Below are 15,076 nucleotides of genomic sequence, written 5' to 3'. Positions count from 1 at the left end.
AGTGGGGTTTTTTTTTTTTTTTTTTTTTTCTCCCTCTTTTTTCCTCCCCCCTTCCTCTCCCCCCCCCCCCCCCCCCCCCCCCCCCCCCGCCACAGGTGCTTCTGCGCAGACGCCGCAAGCAGCGCAGAAGACAAGGACGATGGCCCCCACCAACGACGCGGGTACCGCTTCCGTCCCCCTACGCTCACCGCCGTACTACTGGACCGCCGTACTGCTGGACCGCCGTGGCGCGCTCCGTGTCGCCGGCCCCGGCAGGCCGCGTGCCTGGAGAGTCGGGCCGGTGTCGCGCTGCTCGAGGCCGATCTGCTCGATCGCGGCCACCTGGTGGGGGGCCTCGCTGCGGGCCGCGCTCGTCGGGCTCGAGCCGCGGGTGCTCGCCGCGACCGATGCGGAACTGCTCGCGGACCTCGACCAGGCTCCTGGCGCCGACCGGCCGCGGGTGCCGCTGCCCGCCCGACGGCGGGCGCACGACCGGCGCGGGTGCCGGGAGGGGCGGGTGCCGGGAGGGGCGGGTGCCGGGAGGGGCGGCGTCCGCCGCGCCCAGGCGGGACGAGGTGGCGGGATACGGGCAGGCACTACGATCGGGCCGCATGGGGATCACTGTGCAGGCGCTGACGTACTACCCGGTCAAGGGCTGCGCCGGAACCGACGTCGAGTCCGCCCGGGTCGGGGCCATGGGGCTGGAGCACGACCGGACCTTCATGGTCGTCGACGCCGTCGAGGGGGCTTTCCGGAGTCAGCGGGGGCTGCCGGCCATGGCCGCGGTCCGGCCCGAGGTCGTCGACGGCGGGCGGGCCCTGCGGCTGAGCGCGGACGGCTTCGAGAGCCTGGTCGTGGCCGTCGACCCGGAGGGCGAGCCGAGGCCGGTGAGCCTGTTCGGCAAGCCGGTCGGGCACGCCGTGGACCAGGGGCAGGAAGCCGCCGAGTGGTTCTCCGAGGCGCTCGGGGAGAAGTTGCGGCTGGTACGGGCGCCGGACGGCTTCGACCGGGACGGGTGGGGCGAGACGCCGGGGAAGGTCGCCTTCGCGGACGCCCATGCCGTGCTCGTCGTGTCGCAGGCGTCGTTGGACGGACTGAACGCGCGGATCGAGGCCGCCGGCGGGGAGCCGGTGCCGATGGACCGCTTCCGCGCCAACATCGTGCTGGGCGGGTGCGCGGAGCCCCACGACGAGGACGTCATCCGGCGGTTGGAGGCCGGCGGTGTGCAACTGGCCCACTCCGTACGGGCGATGCGCTGCTCCGTTCCCCTGGTGGACCAGCGGACGGGGCTGCGGGCCGGCCCTGAACCGGTGCGGACGCTCGCCACATACCGGCGGGAGCCCGCGTACGACAACAAGGTGAGCTTCGGCGCGAAGACGGCCGTGGTGCGCGAGGGCACGCTGACGGTCGGAGACCCGGTGCGCGTGGAGCGGTACGGGAACGGGGCGCCGGATCCCCGGCGCCCCGCCTCCCCGTGAACCGGCCGACTCAGCGCCCGTAGCGGATCAGGGCCCTGACCATGCGGCATGTCGTGTCGGACGGCGCGTGGGCGCCGATCCGCTCCGCCGTCGCCCGTATCCGGCGGTTGTCCGCCGTCGCCGGGTGGTAGACGCCGGAGTCGAGCAGGGCGATCGCAAGGCGCATGGCCTTCAGCCGGCGGTTGTGGGAGACATACCACTCGCGCGGCTGTCCGGCCGGGAGCGGCTTCTTCTGCAGAGGGGTCTGGGGCTTCGTCGTGAGTGTGGCAACGGCCATCGGCAACCTCCTGGCGCGGTGGCGGGACCATCCCGAACTACTGTTCATTCTACCGGCGGCCACTGACAATCGGCCCTGGCCAGACGGTGTTTGACAGGCTCATGGGCGGTACCGTGGCGCGCATGGAGATCTGGATCAACCCGGCCTGTTCCAAGTGCCGCAGCGCCGTCGATCTGCTCGACGCCGAGGGCGCCGAGTACACCGTCCGCCGCTACCTCGAGGACGTGCCGAAGGAGCACGAGATCCGCGCCGTCCTCGAACGGCTCGGCCTCGAACCGTGGGACATCACCCGCACCGGCGAGGCCGAGGCGAAGGAGCTCGGACTCAAGGACTGGCCCAAGGAGGCTGGTTCGCGCGACAGGTGGATCGCGGCCCTCGCCCAGCACCCGAAGCTCATCCAGCGTCCGATCATCACGGCGGACGACGGTTCCGCGGTGGTGGGGCGTACGGAGGAGGCGGTACGGGACGCGATGCGGCGCGGCTGACGGAACGGCCTCCCGCCGGAGGCCGTTGTCGCCGCCGGAAACGCATCGGCCGCCGGAGGCTCAGCGTTCGTCGGTGCCCGCCACCTTGCCCGTCGCGAGGGCGATGCGGTTCCAGGTGTTGATGGTGAAGATCAGGGCGAGCAGCTGAGCCAGTTCGCGCTCGTCGAAGTGCCGGGCCGCGCGGGCGTAGACGTCGTCCGGGACGCCGCCGTCGGCGATCAGGGTCACGGATTCGGTCAGGGCCAGTGCCGCCTGCTCCTGCTCCGTGAAGAAGTGGGCGGCCTCGCGCCAGCCGGGAGGCACCGGGCGAGCGGAAGGCACACGACGGACGGGACGGGCTGGTCGTCGGGTACGGGACGCCCCCCGAGCACCTGTACGCGGACGCGCTCGACGCGCTGTGCCGGGCGCTGCCGCCGGAGTGAACCGCAGCCACGAACTGCCGTCACCTTAAGGAAAGTTAAGGAAGTGGTCCGTGCGACCGGTGAGCAGTCGGCAACGGCTACTCGTACGTAACGGCACAAGGAACCAGCCGGCCGCCCCCGCGGCCGGAGACAGGAGCCCTTACGTGTCACGCAAGAAGACCCTCAGCGGCAAGAAGAAGATCGCCCTGCTCGTCGGCGCTGCGGCCATGGCCGGCGGCACTGCGATTGTCATGACCGGGACAAGTCAGGCCTCTGTGGCCTGCGACGGACTCGCCCAGGCAATCCGCAACAACGAGAACTTCATCGCCGGGCAACGGGCCAATCCCGACGCCCAGTCGGCGGCACGCATCGCCAACCGGGAGGCGGTGATCGCGCAGATCAACGTCCAGCAGGAGGCGGCCGGCTGTGCGGCCGGCGGGGGCGGTGGCCAGGCGGCGGCTCCCCCGGCCGCCGAACAGCCGCCGGCAGAGGCGCCGCCCGCCGAGGAGGGCGCCGAGCAGGGCGGCGGCCAGGGCGAGGACCAGGCAGGGGACCAGGCAGGGGACCAGGCAGGTGGCGAGGAGGCCGGCAACGCGGGCGGCGGCGCCGCCGGCGAGGTCGTCTGCGCCGGCTCGACCGTCACCCTCTCCGGCGAGGGCGGCGCACCGGCCGCATCCAGCAGCGAGTTCCCGGTCGGGACCCAGCTCAAGGTGACCAACCTCGACAACAACAAGTCCACGACGGTCGAGGTCACCTCGGTCTCCGGCAGCTGTGCCCTGCTCAACGACGCCGCCTTCGAACAGGTCCGCGAGGCAGGCAAGTTCCTGATCCGCAACGCGCGCATCGAGCGCGTCGGCTGATCCCATCCGGTCGCCGGACCGCAGGACGCATGCCGCAGCCGCCGCTCCCCCTTCCACTGTCCCAGGAGGAGCAGCAGCCGCCGGGCCGCACACCCGGCGGCCTGCGGACGACCGTCCTGACCGCGCGGCCGCCCAGACGTCGTAGCCGCAGGCCCCGGTAACGCCCCCGCCGGCCCTGCGGCTACGGCACCTCCCCGGCGAGCTGCGCCTCCGCCTCCGCGAGGATCTCCGCGAGCCGGACGCCGAAGCGGATGTCGCAGTCGTGCGCTTCCCCCGTCCGTACCGCCTCGAGCAGCGCGTCCACGGCCGTACGGAACGAGTCCACCGGGTCTCCCCACCCGTCGGGCAGCTCGGCCCTCCCCCGCTCGCCCAGCAGCACCAGGCTTGTGCCCGCCGCCTTCTCCGGCGCGCCGAGGCCCAGCGTCACGGTGCTGGACGCCCCCGAGGCGTGCCGCAGCACCAGATGCACGGTGTCGGCGGGGCCACGGCCGGCCGACAGCATTGTCACATCGCCAAGCACCGGGATCAGCGCCGAGAGCGCATGCGGGCCCACGTCCCACAGGCCGCCCTTCTCCCGGCGCCACGGCGACGCCGCGAACGGGCTGTCCGAGCCGTCGTCCGAGTACAGCGAGCCGAGCCATTGCGCGTGCGCGGTGAACCACCCGCCCTCGGCGGCCTGTTCGGCCACCCACGGCGCCGTGTCCGCGGCGAACCGCAGCGTGCAGAACACCACCGACGCGACCCGCGCGTCCTCGGCCGCCGTGGCCGCCGCCCGCGCCGCGGTCACATCCGTGGCAACCGGCTTGTCCAGCAGCAGATGGCAGCCCGCCGCCGCGGCCCGGGCCGCGAGCGGGGCCTGGACGTCCGGCGGCAGCGCGAAGGCAACGGCGTCACTGACGGCGAAGAGGGCGTCGATGCCGTCGTCGCCGGTGAACGCCGCCGTGCCGTGGGCGTCGGCGAGCGTCGCGGCCGCGTCGGGCCGCCTCCCCCACACCCCGCTGAACACGACATCCGGGTGGCCGGCCAGCGCCGGGGCCTGCGTCATCCCTGCCCACGGCCCGGCGCCGAGGAGCCCGATACGCAGCTGCTGCGTCTGCTTCGCCATGCGCACCAGTGTGCACGGCGGCTGAACGTGCCGACCGGTGCGCAAGCACGGGAAGGTCCGGGAAGCACGCCGACACGCCGCTCCTGACCCGCGGGTTCTCCTGCGTAACGTGGGGTTCACAAACGGGCAACGGCCGGGAAATCGCGCATTGCCAAGCTGCGCGCATACCGCTGCACCCGCAAAGGATGAGACCCCGTGACCTTCAAGGCTGAGTACATCTGGATCGACGGCACTGAGCCGACCGCCAAACTTCGCTCGAAGACGAAGATCATGACGGGCTCCGCCGGCCTCGACGAGCTGCCCATCTGGGGCTTCGACGGGTCCAGCACCAACCAGGCGGAGGGCCACGCGTCGGACCGCGTGCTCAAGCCGGTCTTCACCTGCCCGGACCCGATCCGCGGCGGCGACGACATCCTCGTGCTGTGCGAGGTCCTCAACACGGACATGACGCCGCACGAGTCCAACACCCGTGCCGCGCTGGCCGAGGTCTACGGGCAGTTCGCCGCGCAGGAGCCGATCTTCGGCATCGAGCAGGAGTACACCTTCTTCAAGGGCTCCCGCCCCCTGGGTTTCCCCGAGGGCGGCTTCCCGGCCGCACAGGGCGGCTACTACTGCGGCGTCGGCGCCGACGAGATCTTCGGCCGTGACGTCGTCGAGGCCCACCTGGAGAACTGCCTCCAGGCCGGGCTGGGCATCTCCGGCATCAACGCCGAGGTCATGCCCGGCCAGTGGGAGTTCCAGGTCGGCCCGCTGGCCCCGCTCGAGGTCGCGGACCAGCTGTGGGTGGCCCGCTGGCTGCTCTACCGCACCGCGGAGGACTTCGAGGTCTCCGCGACGCTGGACCCGAAGCCGGTGAAGGGCGACTGGAACGGAGCGGGCGCGCACACCAACTTCTCCACCAAGGCGATGCGCGAGGGCTACGACGCCATCATCACCGCCTGTGAGTCGCTCGGTGAGGGCTCGAAGCCGCTCGACCACGTCAAGAACTACGGCGCAGGCATCGACGACCGTCTGACCGGCCTGCACGAGACCGCCCCGTGGAACGAGTACAGCTACGGCGTCTCCGACCGCGGTGCCTCGGTCCGCATCCCGTGGCAGGTCGAGAAGGACGGCAAGGGCTACATCGAGGACCGCCGCCCGAACGCCAACGTCGACCCGTACGTGGTGACCCGCCTGCTGGTGGACACCTGCTGCTCGGCGCTGGAGAAGGCCGGCCAGGTCTGAGCAACTGAAGCTCCGTGAAGGGGGCGTCCGCCGAAGAGGCGGACGCCCCCTTTCTGTGCCCACGCCCGGGCAGGGGCGGGGGAGTTGGCCGGGACCGCCCGCGCACGGTCGGGCTGCGGCGGGTCGGCTGCACATACGTCCCCTAGGAAGCGGACTTGGCCCGCGCCCTCGCGACTACGCCGAGCGTGATGTCGACGGCGAGGAACACCAGCAGGCTGATGCCGAGCATCGGTACGAACCAGCCGACCAGGGCCGTCGCCGCGGCAAGCGGCAGCAGCGCCGTGACCGGCACCTTGCGCCAGGCGCCGCGCGGCATGGGCCGACCGGCGCTCAGCCTGCGTTCCTTCGTCGGCCTGCGCAGCCACCACATGCGGTAGCCCCAGACGATGAGGAGGATCAGGGCGACCATGAGGGCGGCCAGGGCGAGCTGGTTGACCAGTCCGAAGAGGACCCCCATGTGGCCGTCGATGCCGTAGCGGGTCAGCTTGGCGAGCAACGGGTAGTCGTCGAAGCGCAGTTCGTCGATGACGCGGCCGTCGGCGGGGTCGACGGCCACCGAGTCGAGGTGGACCGGGTACTGGGTGTCGGTCTCCTTGACGACGTAGCCGCTGCCGTCGGCCGGCAGCGTCACGGCGATCCTGCCGTCGACGCCGGAGCCCCGCGCCGCGGCCACGGCGTTGTCGATGCCGACGTCCGCGCCCTGGTGCTCCGCTCCGTGGCCGGTGCCGCCGTGGCCCTCGTGCCCGTCCCTGCCGCCGGCGCCCGCGTCGAGCGCGGCGGAGACGGTGGGGGTGGCGCCACCCAGCTGGTCCTGGACCGCGCCGATGTTCTCGCCCGCGTAGCGGGACCAGGTCAGGCCGGTGGCGGAGAGCGCGACCAGGCCGGCGACGGCCCACAGTCCGACGGAGCCGTGCCACGACAGCGTCCGGCGGCGCCCGGTCGTGCCGCGCTCGGGCAGGAGCAGCGCCCGCTTGGTACGGCGTCGGCGTCCGAACCACAGCAGGAGGCCGCCGAGCGCGACGACCCACAGCCAGCTGGCGGCGAGCTCGCTGTAGTTGCGGCCGAGGTCGCCCAGATGCAGGTCGCGATGGAGTTCGTCGAGCCACGCCCGCAGCGGGAGAGCGCCGGAACTGCCGTAGGAGGGCAGCTCACCCCGTATGTCCGCGGTGTACGGATCGACGAAGACGGCGAGGGACTTGCCCTCCTCGACCCCGGGGTCGGTCATCAGGACGCGGGTGGTCGCCCCGTCCTCGTACGAGGGCCACACGGCGGTGACGGTGCCGTCCGGATTCGCTTCGCGTGCCGCGTCGACCTGGGCCTCGAGCGGGAGGGACGGGCCGGTGACCGGGGCGTTCAGTTCGTGGCGGTAGACGACCTTCTCGGCCTGGAAGGACAGCGAGTAGAGCAGGCCGCTGACAGCGGCGAGGAGCAGTAGCGGGGCGATCAGCAGCCCCGCGTAGAAGTGCAGCCGGAGAACGAGGGGGCGCAGCGCGCCCCAGGTGGACTTCGGTTCGGCGGGGCCGGTTTCGGCCTTCGGTGCGGTGCCCTGGTCGGGGGCGTCAATGGACATGACGGTCCTTGGAAGTCGGTTCTGACATGGGGATGGCGGCCCCCGGGTCAGATCGCGGCTCCGGAGGCCGTGGCGCGGGGGACGGCGGGCACGGGCGGGCCGCGCCGGACGACGGTGTGCGCGAGGACGACACCGTGGAGGCGGGGCGCCCGGGTGGCCGGGCGGGGCGCCGGCTCGGGCGGTTCCGGCAGCCGTACGGCGGTGAGCAGCAGCCGCAGCGGGGTGAAGGCGACCGCGAACGCGGTGCGTGCGAGGCGGAAGAGCGCGGCTTCGCCGTGGGCCAGCCAGAGCGCGCAGCCGGCCGCGGCCACGAGGTGCACGGCGAGCATGCCGCTGTCGGCGGCGAAGTCGGTGGACACGTCCATGCGCTGGTGCCCGTGGTGGTGCTGCGCGGCGGACGGCCGGCCGCCGGAGAAGATCAGGTGCAGCACCCCCTGCACGGCGAGGAGCCCCGCGCCGATGGAGCGGGCCCCGCGGCGGCGGCCGGCCGCGAGCCAGCCACCGGCCGACGTCATGCAGAGCGCGGCGAGCAGCGCGGAGGGCGGCAGGTCGTGCGCAGACAGGGACGAATGGCCCATTGCGGCAAGGATGACGGCCACCGCCGCGAAAAGCGCGGCCCGAAGAGCGCGTAGGGGCGACCGGGCATCCGTCATGGTCCGCACATGCTGCCATCCCGCGTCCGGGTCCGGGAGAGTGACCGCGGGTACGGGTCGTTCTCCCGGCAGCAGAACCGCCTTCCCCGGCGGACGGCCGCGGGGCAGAGTCGCGATCATGAAGCTACTGATTCTGGGCGGTACGGAGTTCGCCGGGCGGGCGGTGGCCGGGTCGGCGCTCGCCCGCGGCTGGGACGTCACGGTCTTCCACCGCGGACGGCACGCGGCGCCGGACGGTGTCACCACACGGATCGGCGACCGCACCGCCGAGGACGGCAGCGGCCTGGCAGCACTCGCGGACGGCGTATGGGACCTCGTCGTCGACACCTGGTCGGGCGCGCCGTCCGCCGTCCGGGACACGGCGCGCCTGCTCGCGGGGCGGGTCGGCCGCTATGTCCTTGTGTCGAGTTGCTCGGTGTACGTGTGGCCGCCGGCGGCCGGCTACGACGAGAGCGCCCCGGTCGTGGAGGGCGACCCGGACGCGGGAGACGTGCCGTATGCCGAGGCCAAGCGCGGGGGCGAACTGGCCGTACTGGACGCCTTCGGTGCGGACCGTGCGCTGCTGGTGCGCTCGGGCCTGATCCTCGGCCCGTGGGAGAACATCGGCCGGCTTCCGTGGTGGCTCGGGCGGATCGCGCGCGGCGGCGACGTGCCGGCGCCCGGGCCGCGGGAGACGCCTCTGCAGTTCGTCGACGTACGCGACCTGGCCGGCTGGACGCTCGACGCGGCGGAAGCGGGGCTGAGCGGGCCGTACAACCTCACCAGTGAGCCGGGGCACACGACCATGGGCGAACTGCTCGAGGCGTGCGTGGCGGTGACGGGCTCGGCGGCGCGGCTCACGTGGATGCCGGCGGAGGTGATCCTGGCCGCGGGCATCGCGCCGTGGACGGACCTGCCGATCTGGATCCCGCAGAGCGACCCGGCGCATGGCGCGCTGCACGGTGCGGGGGTGGGGCGTGCACTGGCGGCGGGCCTGCGGTGCCGACCGGCGGCGGACACGGTCCGGGACACGTGGTCGTGGCTCACGTCGATCGGCGGCACGGCGCCCCAGCGGCCGGACCGACCGCGGGTGGGGCTGGCGCCGGAGATGGAGTCGAAGCTGCTCGGGGGGTGAGACCCGGTTGCGGCCCCCGGCCGGCACCGGAGTCCCTGCCGGGGAACCACAGGGCGAGGTCCACAGGGTGGTGCCGGATACACCCCGAGGCGGTGTCCTCGCGTGATGGCGCTGATCGGCTCGGTTGCGCTGTTCGCCCTGACGGTGACATCGATCGCGCTGACAGCCGTCGGCGTGGGCGTGTTCACCACTCCGTGTCTGCAGATCCTGGTGCGGGCCCACGTCAACCGAACGCGGCTGCCGGCGGCGCGGTGGTCGGCCACGGCCGTACAGGGGGCCGAAGGGCCGAGGAAGTCTGCCGGGTAGTGCCCGTTTTCTTCGTGGTCCAAACGGTTTGGGGGCTGGAGACTTCTACGATTTCTGCACACGGCTGAACGCCCCGTCGTCGGTGCCCGTATGGAACGACGCGCTACTTCCCTCCCCCGGGATTGGAGTTCCATGGGACGCACATCGAGAAAACGCTCAACGCTGGCAAACCGGGCGATCGCTGCTTCGGCTGCCCTCATTCTGGGCGGGGGTGGGCTGGTCGCAGCCAATGTCTACGCATCCGCCGGCGAAGGCTGGGGCCAGCGAAGCCACAACCGGACACAGAGTGTCGGACAGCAGGTTTCCACGATCGACTGCCCGGAGGTCGTCAATTCCATCAAGGAAATACCCGACGACCAGCGTTTCGCCGTCGACCGCGAACTCGCCACGCTGGACAACCAGGTCACCACGTACTACCAGCGGTTCGCCGACAACAAGGAGCGGGTCCAGAACGACCGCAACTTCGCGCAGAACGAGATCCTCACACCGCTGAAGAACGAACGGCTGGTGATCATCCAGCGCATCGTCGCCATGATCGACCGCTCGGCCGAACGGCCCCAGGGGCTCGAGGCGACGGCCCCGTGCACGCTGCGCGGCGACGACAACGGCGGGAACGACGGGAACGGAGACCAGAACGACGGTCAGAACGAGGACCAGAACGACGGTCAGAACGGCGACGGCGGCCAGGATCAGGGCCAGGACGACGGCCAGGACGGCGGCGACCAGGGCAACGACAACGGCGACGACAACGGGGACAACGGCGGGAACAACGGCGGCCAGGCGGGCAACGGCCCCGAGGCCGGCGACTTCGTCGACATCCAGACCGTCCAGCCGAACGTCCAGAACCCGCGAAAGCGCCGCGGCGCCTCCCGGGGCACCTTCGTCACCAATTGCGGCGTGAACGAGAACGGCAAGTTCAATTCCGACAACGTCATCGTCGCCCCCGGTGTGAGCAACGGTGCACACCACGTGCACGACTACGTCGGCAACCAGGCCAATGACGCATTCGCCAGTGACGACGATTTCGCGAACGGAGACACCACCTGCAACAACCAGGGCGACAAGTCGACCTATTACTGGCCCGTGCTGCGCCTGCAGAACGGTCAGAACGAGTTCGACGCCGGTGACGACGGCGGCGGCAACGACCAGAACGTCGGCGAGATCCAGACGCCGTCGCAGGTCACGCTGACGTTCGTCGGAAATCCCCGGAGCAAGGTCACCGCGATGCCGAAGTTCCTCCGCATCATCACCGGTGACGCGAAGTCCTTCACCAACGGCGACGCGAATGCCAACGCCTCCTGGAGCTGCACCGGATTCGAGGACCGCCAGCTGAAGGACAAGTACCCGATCTGCCCCGAGGGCAGCCAGGTCGTGCGCAGCTTCAAGTTCCAGAGCTGCTGGGACGGCCAGAACGCCGACAGCGCGAACCACCGCACCCATGTCGACTTCGCTCAGGCGGACGGCAGCTGCCCGGACGGCTTCCAGGCCATCCCCCAGCTGGTGCAGCGGATCGTCTACGACGTGCCGCCGCCGGTCTTCGACGGGCAGAACGCCTCGGTCTTCGCGGTCGACTCGTTCCCCGAGCAGCTGCACAAGCCGATCACCGACCACGGCGACTTCATCAACGTCTTCGACGAGGACCTGATGGACGAGATGGTGGACTGCATCAACGACGGCCGTCGTTGCCAGTGACCCGTCCGTGAACGGCAGAGGCCGGGCCTGCCTGGAGATCTCCAGGCAGGCCCGGCCTTGTCGTCTGCGGACGTCGACTGCGCGGGGCCTCCCGGGCCGGTCCGGTGTCCCGGACCGGCCCGACCGGACCCGCCGTTCTGTGCGTACGTTCTGGGTAAGTTCTCTGCGTATCAGCCCTCGTGGTGCTCCGCGTGGCCCTCGTCGCTCGTGCCGCCGCCACTGTCGCTGCCCTGGTCGCCGTGTTCGCCATGGCCGCCGCCGTCGTCGCCACTGCCGCCCGAGCCGTGCTGCGCCCCGGTCTCCACCGTGCCGCCGAGGCGGCCGCGCAGGGCCGCGACGACCTTCTCGTCGCCGACCGCGACCCACTTGCGGCCGACCAGATACGTGCCGCCGTAGTCGTTGGCCTCGTTGATCCACTCCCGCTGGCCGCGGTCGGTGGCGAAGGTCGCGAGGACGTACCTGCCGTCGTCCGTACTGCAGTTGGCCTGGCGCAGCTCGTCCGCGTCCGTCTGTATGTTCGGCCGGCAGTCGGCCCGGCGCGCGAGTTCCTCCAGCGTGCCGGTCGCCGTCTTCGGCGCCTTCGTGCCCTCATCGGCGGCGACACGCCCGTCGTCGTCGCCGCCGGACCCGCAGGCCGCCGCCAGGGCGAGGACCACAACTGCCAGTCCTGTCCGGGCCGCCCGCCATGTGCTTGTACTCGTACTCGTCCGCATCCGGCCATGGTGCCCTTTCGTGCTCTCTTCGTGTAGCCGAACCACGGGTAACGTGCGCTCCGCACGCACCTGTTGTCGCCCCAGCAACACGGAGGAGCTGCCGATGAACGCGCTGTCGAGACGTACGCTGCTGGGAACCGCCACAGCGGTCGGAGCCGGCGCTGTGCTCGCAGGACCCACCGCCGCGGCCGCCGTGCCCGCACCCGCGGCGCCTGCCGAACCCGCCACCGGATCCGCCGACGATCCCGCCGTCGCCGCGCTGCGCCGTCTGCTGCCCGACCACGCCGGCCAGTTCCGGCTGACGGCACTGACCGGCCCGGAGCGTTTCCGTGTCACCGGCACCACCGGCCGCATCGAGGTCGCCGGCACCAGCCCGGCGGTCCGGCTGACCGGGGTGCACTGGTATCTGAAGTACGTCTGCCGGGCACACATCTCGTGGTCCGGCTCCCAGCTCGATCTGCCCCGCCGGCTGCCCGGGACCGGCCGCGCGCTCGAGCGGAGCGCGACCGTCCCGCACCGGTTCGCGTACAACGACACGCACGACGGCTACACCGCCCCGTACGCCGACTGGCCGCGCTGGGAGCGGCTGATCGACGTGCTCGCCCTGCACGGCTGCAACGAGGTCCTGGTGACGCCGGGCCAGGAGGCCGTCTACCACCGGCTGCTGAGGGACTTCGGGTACTCGGACACGGAGGCCCGCACCTGGCTGCCGGCGCCTTCCCATCAGCCCTGGTGGCTGCTGCAGAACATGAGCGAGTACGGCGGTCCGCTCTCGCCCGCCCTCATCGAACGCCGCACGGACCTGGGCCGGCGGATCGCCGACCGGCTGCGCGAGCTGGGCATGCACCCCGTCCTGCCCGGCTACTTCGGCACCGTCCCCGACGGCTTCGTCGCCCGTAACCCGGGCGATGCCCGGGTGATCGGGCAGGGCACCTGGAACGGGCTGCGCCGCCCCGACTGGCTCGACCCGCGTACGCGGTCGTTCGCCGACGTGGCCGCCGCGTTCTACCGGCACCAGCGGGAACTGTTCGGCGAGGTCGACCACTTCAAGATGGATCTGCTGCACGAGGGCGGCACGGCCGGCGACGTGCCGGTACCGGACGCGGCCCGCGCGGTGGAGAGGTCCTTGCGGACGGCGCACCCCACGGCGACCTGGGTGATCCTCGGCTGGCAGGCCAATCCGCGCCCGGTGCTGCTCGAGGCCATCGACACGGACAAGGTGCTGATCGTCGACGGACTGTCCGACCTGGACACCGTCACCGACCGGGAGAAGGAGTGGGGCGGGGCGCCGTACGCGTTCGGCACCATCCCGAACTTCGGCGGCCGTACGACGATCGGCGCGAACACCGACCGCTGGACGGAGAAGTTCACCGCCTGGCGCGACAAGCCCGGGAGCGCACTGGTGGGCACCGCCTACATGCCGGAGGCCGCGGAGCGCGATCCGGCGGCCCTGGAGCTGTTCAGCGAACTGGCATGGCGCGAGGAGAAGATCGACCGGACCGCGTGGTTCGCCGAGTACGCGGACGTCCGGTACGGGGCCGAGGACCGTTCGGCGCGTGCCGCTTTCGCCGCGCTGGCCGCCACCGCCTACCGCCTCACCAGCACCGACGGCCGCCCGTACGACTCGCTGTTCTGCCGCCGCCCGTCGCTGACCGCGTCGATCGGTACGGCCTTCGACCCGGCGGGCTTCGACAGCGCGTTCGCCGCGCTGCTCGGCGTACGGCCGTCGCTGCGGGACTCGGACGCGTACCGCCACGATCTGACGGACCTGGCCAGGCAGGCTCTGGCCAATCGCTCCCGTACGCTCCAGCTTCCGCTGCGTGCCGCGTACCGCGAGAAGGACGTGGACACGTTCCGGGCGATCACGGCGCTGTGGCTGAAGCTGATGCGGCTGAGCGACACGATGGCCGGCTGCCATCGCTCGTTCCTGCTGGGCCCCTGGCTCGAGGACGCCAAGCGGCTCGCCACCAGCCCCGAGGAGGCGGTGGAACTGGAGCGCACCGCCCGCGCGCTGATCACCACGTGGGCGGACCGCAGCGCCGCCAACCAGCTCAGCAACTACGCCAACCGGGACTGGCAGGGGCTGATGGACGACGTCCACGTCCCGCAGTGGGAGGCGTATCTCACCGAGCAGGCGGACGCGATGGCGGAGGGCAGGGCGCCGAGTTCGTTCGACTGGTATCCGGCGGAGGCGGCATGGACGAAGGACCGCCGCGCCTACCCGGTCCGGCCGACGGGTGACGCGTACCGCACGGCCCGGCGGGTGTACGACACTCTGGCCCGTGCCCCCTACCAGGGCTACGTCACGGTGAGCGTGGAACCGGCGGCGTTCACGCCCGGCAGCAGCGGCACGGTCAGGGCCGCGTTCCGCAACGTCAACGGGCTGCGGGCCACCGGCCGGGTCGACTTCGAGCTGACCGGCCTCGATGCCGAGCCGCAGGGCGAGCCGTTCCTCGACAGCGTGCGTGCGGGCGGCAGCGGCACGGTGTCGTGGCAGGTGACCGCCCCGTCCGAACCGCTGACCGAACCGCTCGTGCCGATGCCCTACGTGCTGCACACGCGGTACGGGCCGCGGGGCGAGGAACGGGTGGCGGTCACCCAGCGCAGCAGCGTGCACCTGGCCGCTCCGCTCGACCCCGAGTGGCGGACCTTCACGTCCAACGCGGCCGTCTTCGGGCAGATCGGCGACCGGCTGGCGATCAACGGCGCCGGCAACGACCTCTGGAGGGGCACCACGCAGTTCGGCGCCGCCTACCGCGAGGGCGCCCTCCGCGAAGGCGGAAGCGCACTGGTGCGGGTGGACGCACAGGACAACACCGGCAGTTGGGCGAGATCGGGCATCGTGGTGCGCAACTCGCTCGCGACCCCCGGCGCCGCGGGCTTCCTCAATCTGGCGGTGACCCCGGGTCAGGGTGTCGTGATGTCGTACGACACGAACGGCGACGGCACCCTCGACACCTACAGGCGCATCACGGGCCTCAAGGCCCCGGTGCTGCTGCGGCTCACCCGGAACGCGGGGGCTTCGTTCACCGGCGCGTGCTCCACCGACGGCGGCACCACCTGGCGGACGGTCGCCACGGTGCCCGTGCCCGGGGCCGCGGCCACGCAGGACGTCGGGTTCTTCATGAGCGCCACCAACGGCGGCAGCGGGTCCCGCGGCACGGTGCGGTTCAGCGGCTGGTCCCTGACGGGCGGTGTCGCGGCAGCCGGCTGAGGCGG

At 71.9% G+C, this 15,076-nt stretch carries 13 protein-coding genes and 1 pseudogene; 8 read left to right on the top strand and 6 right to left on the bottom strand.

The window, feature by feature from the left end; all coding sequences use genetic code 11:
- The first annotated feature begins 590 nt into the window (after positions 1 to 590).
- A complete protein-coding gene (locus ACZ4SA_RS10185) occupies positions 591 to 1,457 on the top strand; it encodes an MOSC domain-containing protein (RefSeq protein WP_468271976.1) in 867 nt (288 codons plus the stop codon).
- Between the two features lie 10 nt (positions 1,458 to 1,467).
- Here the strand turns inward: ACZ4SA_RS10185 and ACZ4SA_RS10180 are convergent, their stop codons facing one another.
- Complete coding sequence (locus tag ACZ4SA_RS10180) at positions 1,468 to 1,734, bottom strand: hypothetical protein (protein ID WP_403862443.1); 267 nt, start codon at positions 1,732 to 1,734, stop codon at positions 1,468 to 1,470.
- 122 nt (positions 1,735 to 1,856) lie between these two features.
- Between ACZ4SA_RS10180 and ACZ4SA_RS10175 the strand changes: the two genes are divergently transcribed.
- Positions 1,857 to 2,219, top strand: a complete 363-nt coding sequence (locus tag ACZ4SA_RS10175) for an arsenate reductase family protein (protein ID WP_468271972.1) — start codon at positions 1,857 to 1,859, stop codon at positions 2,217 to 2,219.
- A 60-nt stretch (positions 2,220 to 2,279) separates the two neighbouring features.
- Here the strand turns inward: ACZ4SA_RS10175 and ACZ4SA_RS10170 are convergent.
- Positions 2,280 to 2,510: pseudogene (locus tag ACZ4SA_RS10170) on the bottom strand (carboxymuconolactone decarboxylase family protein); the annotation flags it as partial.
- Positions 2,511 to 2,784: 274 nt separating this feature from the next.
- Here ACZ4SA_RS10170 and ACZ4SA_RS10165 point away from each other — a divergent pair.
- Positions 2,785 to 3,480 carry an RlpA-like double-psi beta-barrel domain-containing protein gene (locus ACZ4SA_RS10165; RefSeq protein WP_468271970.1) on the top strand — a complete coding sequence of 232 codons (696 nt, stop codon included), beginning with the start codon at positions 2,785 to 2,787 and terminating at the stop codon, positions 3,478 to 3,480.
- Between the two features lie 181 nt (positions 3,481 to 3,661).
- On the opposite strand, the gene ACZ4SA_RS10160 is transcribed toward ACZ4SA_RS10165, so the two are convergent.
- Positions 3,662 to 4,585 (bottom strand): Gfo/Idh/MocA family protein, encoded by a 924-nt coding sequence (locus ACZ4SA_RS10160; RefSeq protein WP_468271967.1) that lies wholly within the window; start codon positions 4,583 to 4,585, stop codon positions 3,662 to 3,664.
- Between the two features lie 195 nt (positions 4,586 to 4,780).
- Here ACZ4SA_RS10160 and glnII point away from each other — a divergent pair, with 195 nt between their 5' ends.
- Positions 4,781 to 5,809: a glutamine synthetase gene (gene glnII / locus ACZ4SA_RS10155; RefSeq protein WP_468271965.1), complete on the top strand. Its 1,029-nt coding sequence runs from the start codon at positions 4,781 to 4,783 to the stop codon at positions 5,807 to 5,809.
- A gap of 142 nt (positions 5,810 to 5,951) precedes the next feature.
- Here the strand turns inward: glnII and ACZ4SA_RS10150 are convergent, their stop codons facing one another.
- Positions 5,952 to 7,379, bottom strand: a complete 1,428-nt coding sequence (locus tag ACZ4SA_RS10150; RefSeq protein ID WP_468271962.1) for a PepSY-associated TM helix domain-containing protein — start codon at positions 7,377 to 7,379, stop codon at positions 5,952 to 5,954.
- 47 nt (positions 7,380 to 7,426) lie between these two features.
- Positions 7,427 to 8,152: a hypothetical protein gene (locus tag ACZ4SA_RS10145; RefSeq protein WP_468271960.1), complete on the bottom strand. Its 726-nt coding sequence runs from the start codon at positions 8,150 to 8,152 to the stop codon at positions 7,427 to 7,429.
- On the opposite strand from ACZ4SA_RS10145, the gene ACZ4SA_RS10140 reads away from it, so the two are divergent.
- The 3 genes from ACZ4SA_RS10140 (at position 8,151) to ACZ4SA_RS10130 (ending at position 11,144) form a co-directional block, all read left to right on the top strand.
- A complete protein-coding gene (locus ACZ4SA_RS10140; RefSeq protein WP_468271958.1) occupies positions 8,151 to 9,146 on the top strand; it encodes an NAD-dependent epimerase/dehydratase family protein in 996 nt (331 codons plus the stop codon). The genes ACZ4SA_RS10145 and ACZ4SA_RS10140 overlap by 2 nt on opposite strands.
- A 102-nt stretch (positions 9,147 to 9,248) precedes the next feature.
- Positions 9,249 to 9,452, top strand: coding sequence for a hypothetical protein (locus tag ACZ4SA_RS10135; RefSeq protein WP_468271957.1), 204 nt, complete (start codon positions 9,249 to 9,251; stop codon positions 9,450 to 9,452).
- A 132-nt stretch (positions 9,453 to 9,584) separates the two neighbouring features.
- Positions 9,585 to 11,144, top strand: a complete 1,560-nt coding sequence (locus tag ACZ4SA_RS10130; RefSeq protein ID WP_468271954.1) for a DUF1996 domain-containing protein — start codon at positions 9,585 to 9,587, stop codon at positions 11,142 to 11,144.
- A gap of 170 nt (positions 11,145 to 11,314) precedes the next feature.
- On the opposite strand, the gene ACZ4SA_RS10125 is transcribed toward ACZ4SA_RS10130, so the two are convergent.
- Positions 11,315 to 11,857 (bottom strand): hypothetical protein, encoded by a 543-nt coding sequence (locus tag ACZ4SA_RS10125; RefSeq protein ID WP_468271952.1) that lies wholly within the window; start codon positions 11,855 to 11,857, stop codon positions 11,315 to 11,317.
- A gap of 103 nt (positions 11,858 to 11,960) precedes the next feature.
- Between ACZ4SA_RS10125 and ACZ4SA_RS10120 the strand changes: the two genes are divergently transcribed.
- Complete coding sequence (locus ACZ4SA_RS10120) at positions 11,961 to 15,071, top strand: alpha-N-acetylglucosaminidase (RefSeq protein ID WP_468271949.1); 3,111 nt, start codon at positions 11,961 to 11,963, stop codon at positions 15,069 to 15,071.
- Positions 15,072 to 15,076 lie beyond the last annotated feature (5 nt).

The sequence above is a fragment of the Streptomyces sp. NPDC027962 genome (assembly GCF_055566095.1).
Note: the sequence above shows the minus strand (reverse complement) of the source record. Positions and strands in the feature narration are given on the sequence as shown.

Coding starts and splice junctions, on each gene's coding strand:
- ACZ4SA_RS10185 (WP_468271976.1), top strand. CDS start 591: ATGGGGATCACTGTGCAGGCGCTGACGTACTACCCGGTCAAGGGCTGC.
- ACZ4SA_RS10125 (WP_468271952.1), bottom strand. CDS start 11,857: ATGCGGACGAGTACGAGTACAAGCACATGGCGGGCGGCCCGGACAGGA.
- ACZ4SA_RS10145 (WP_468271960.1), bottom strand. CDS start 8,152: ATGATCGCGACTCTGCCCCGCGGCCGTCCGCCGGGGAAGGCGGTTCTG.
- ACZ4SA_RS10180 (WP_403862443.1), bottom strand. CDS start 1,734: ATGGCCGTTGCCACACTCACGACGAAGCCCCAGACCCCTCTGCAGAAG.
- ACZ4SA_RS10175 (WP_468271972.1), top strand. CDS start 1,857: ATGGAGATCTGGATCAACCCGGCCTGTTCCAAGTGCCGCAGCGCCGTC.
- ACZ4SA_RS10130 (WP_468271954.1), top strand. CDS start 9,585: ATGGGACGCACATCGAGAAAACGCTCAACGCTGGCAAACCGGGCGATC.
- ACZ4SA_RS10160 (WP_468271967.1), bottom strand. CDS start 4,585: ATGGCGAAGCAGACGCAGCAGCTGCGTATCGGGCTCCTCGGCGCCGGG.
- ACZ4SA_RS10140 (WP_468271958.1), top strand. CDS start 8,151: ATGAAGCTACTGATTCTGGGCGGTACGGAGTTCGCCGGGCGGGCGGTG.
- ACZ4SA_RS10120 (WP_468271949.1), top strand. CDS start 11,961: ATGAACGCGCTGTCGAGACGTACGCTGCTGGGAACCGCCACAGCGGTC.
- ACZ4SA_RS10150 (WP_468271962.1), bottom strand. CDS start 7,379: ATGTCCATTGACGCCCCCGACCAGGGCACCGCACCGAAGGCCGAAACC.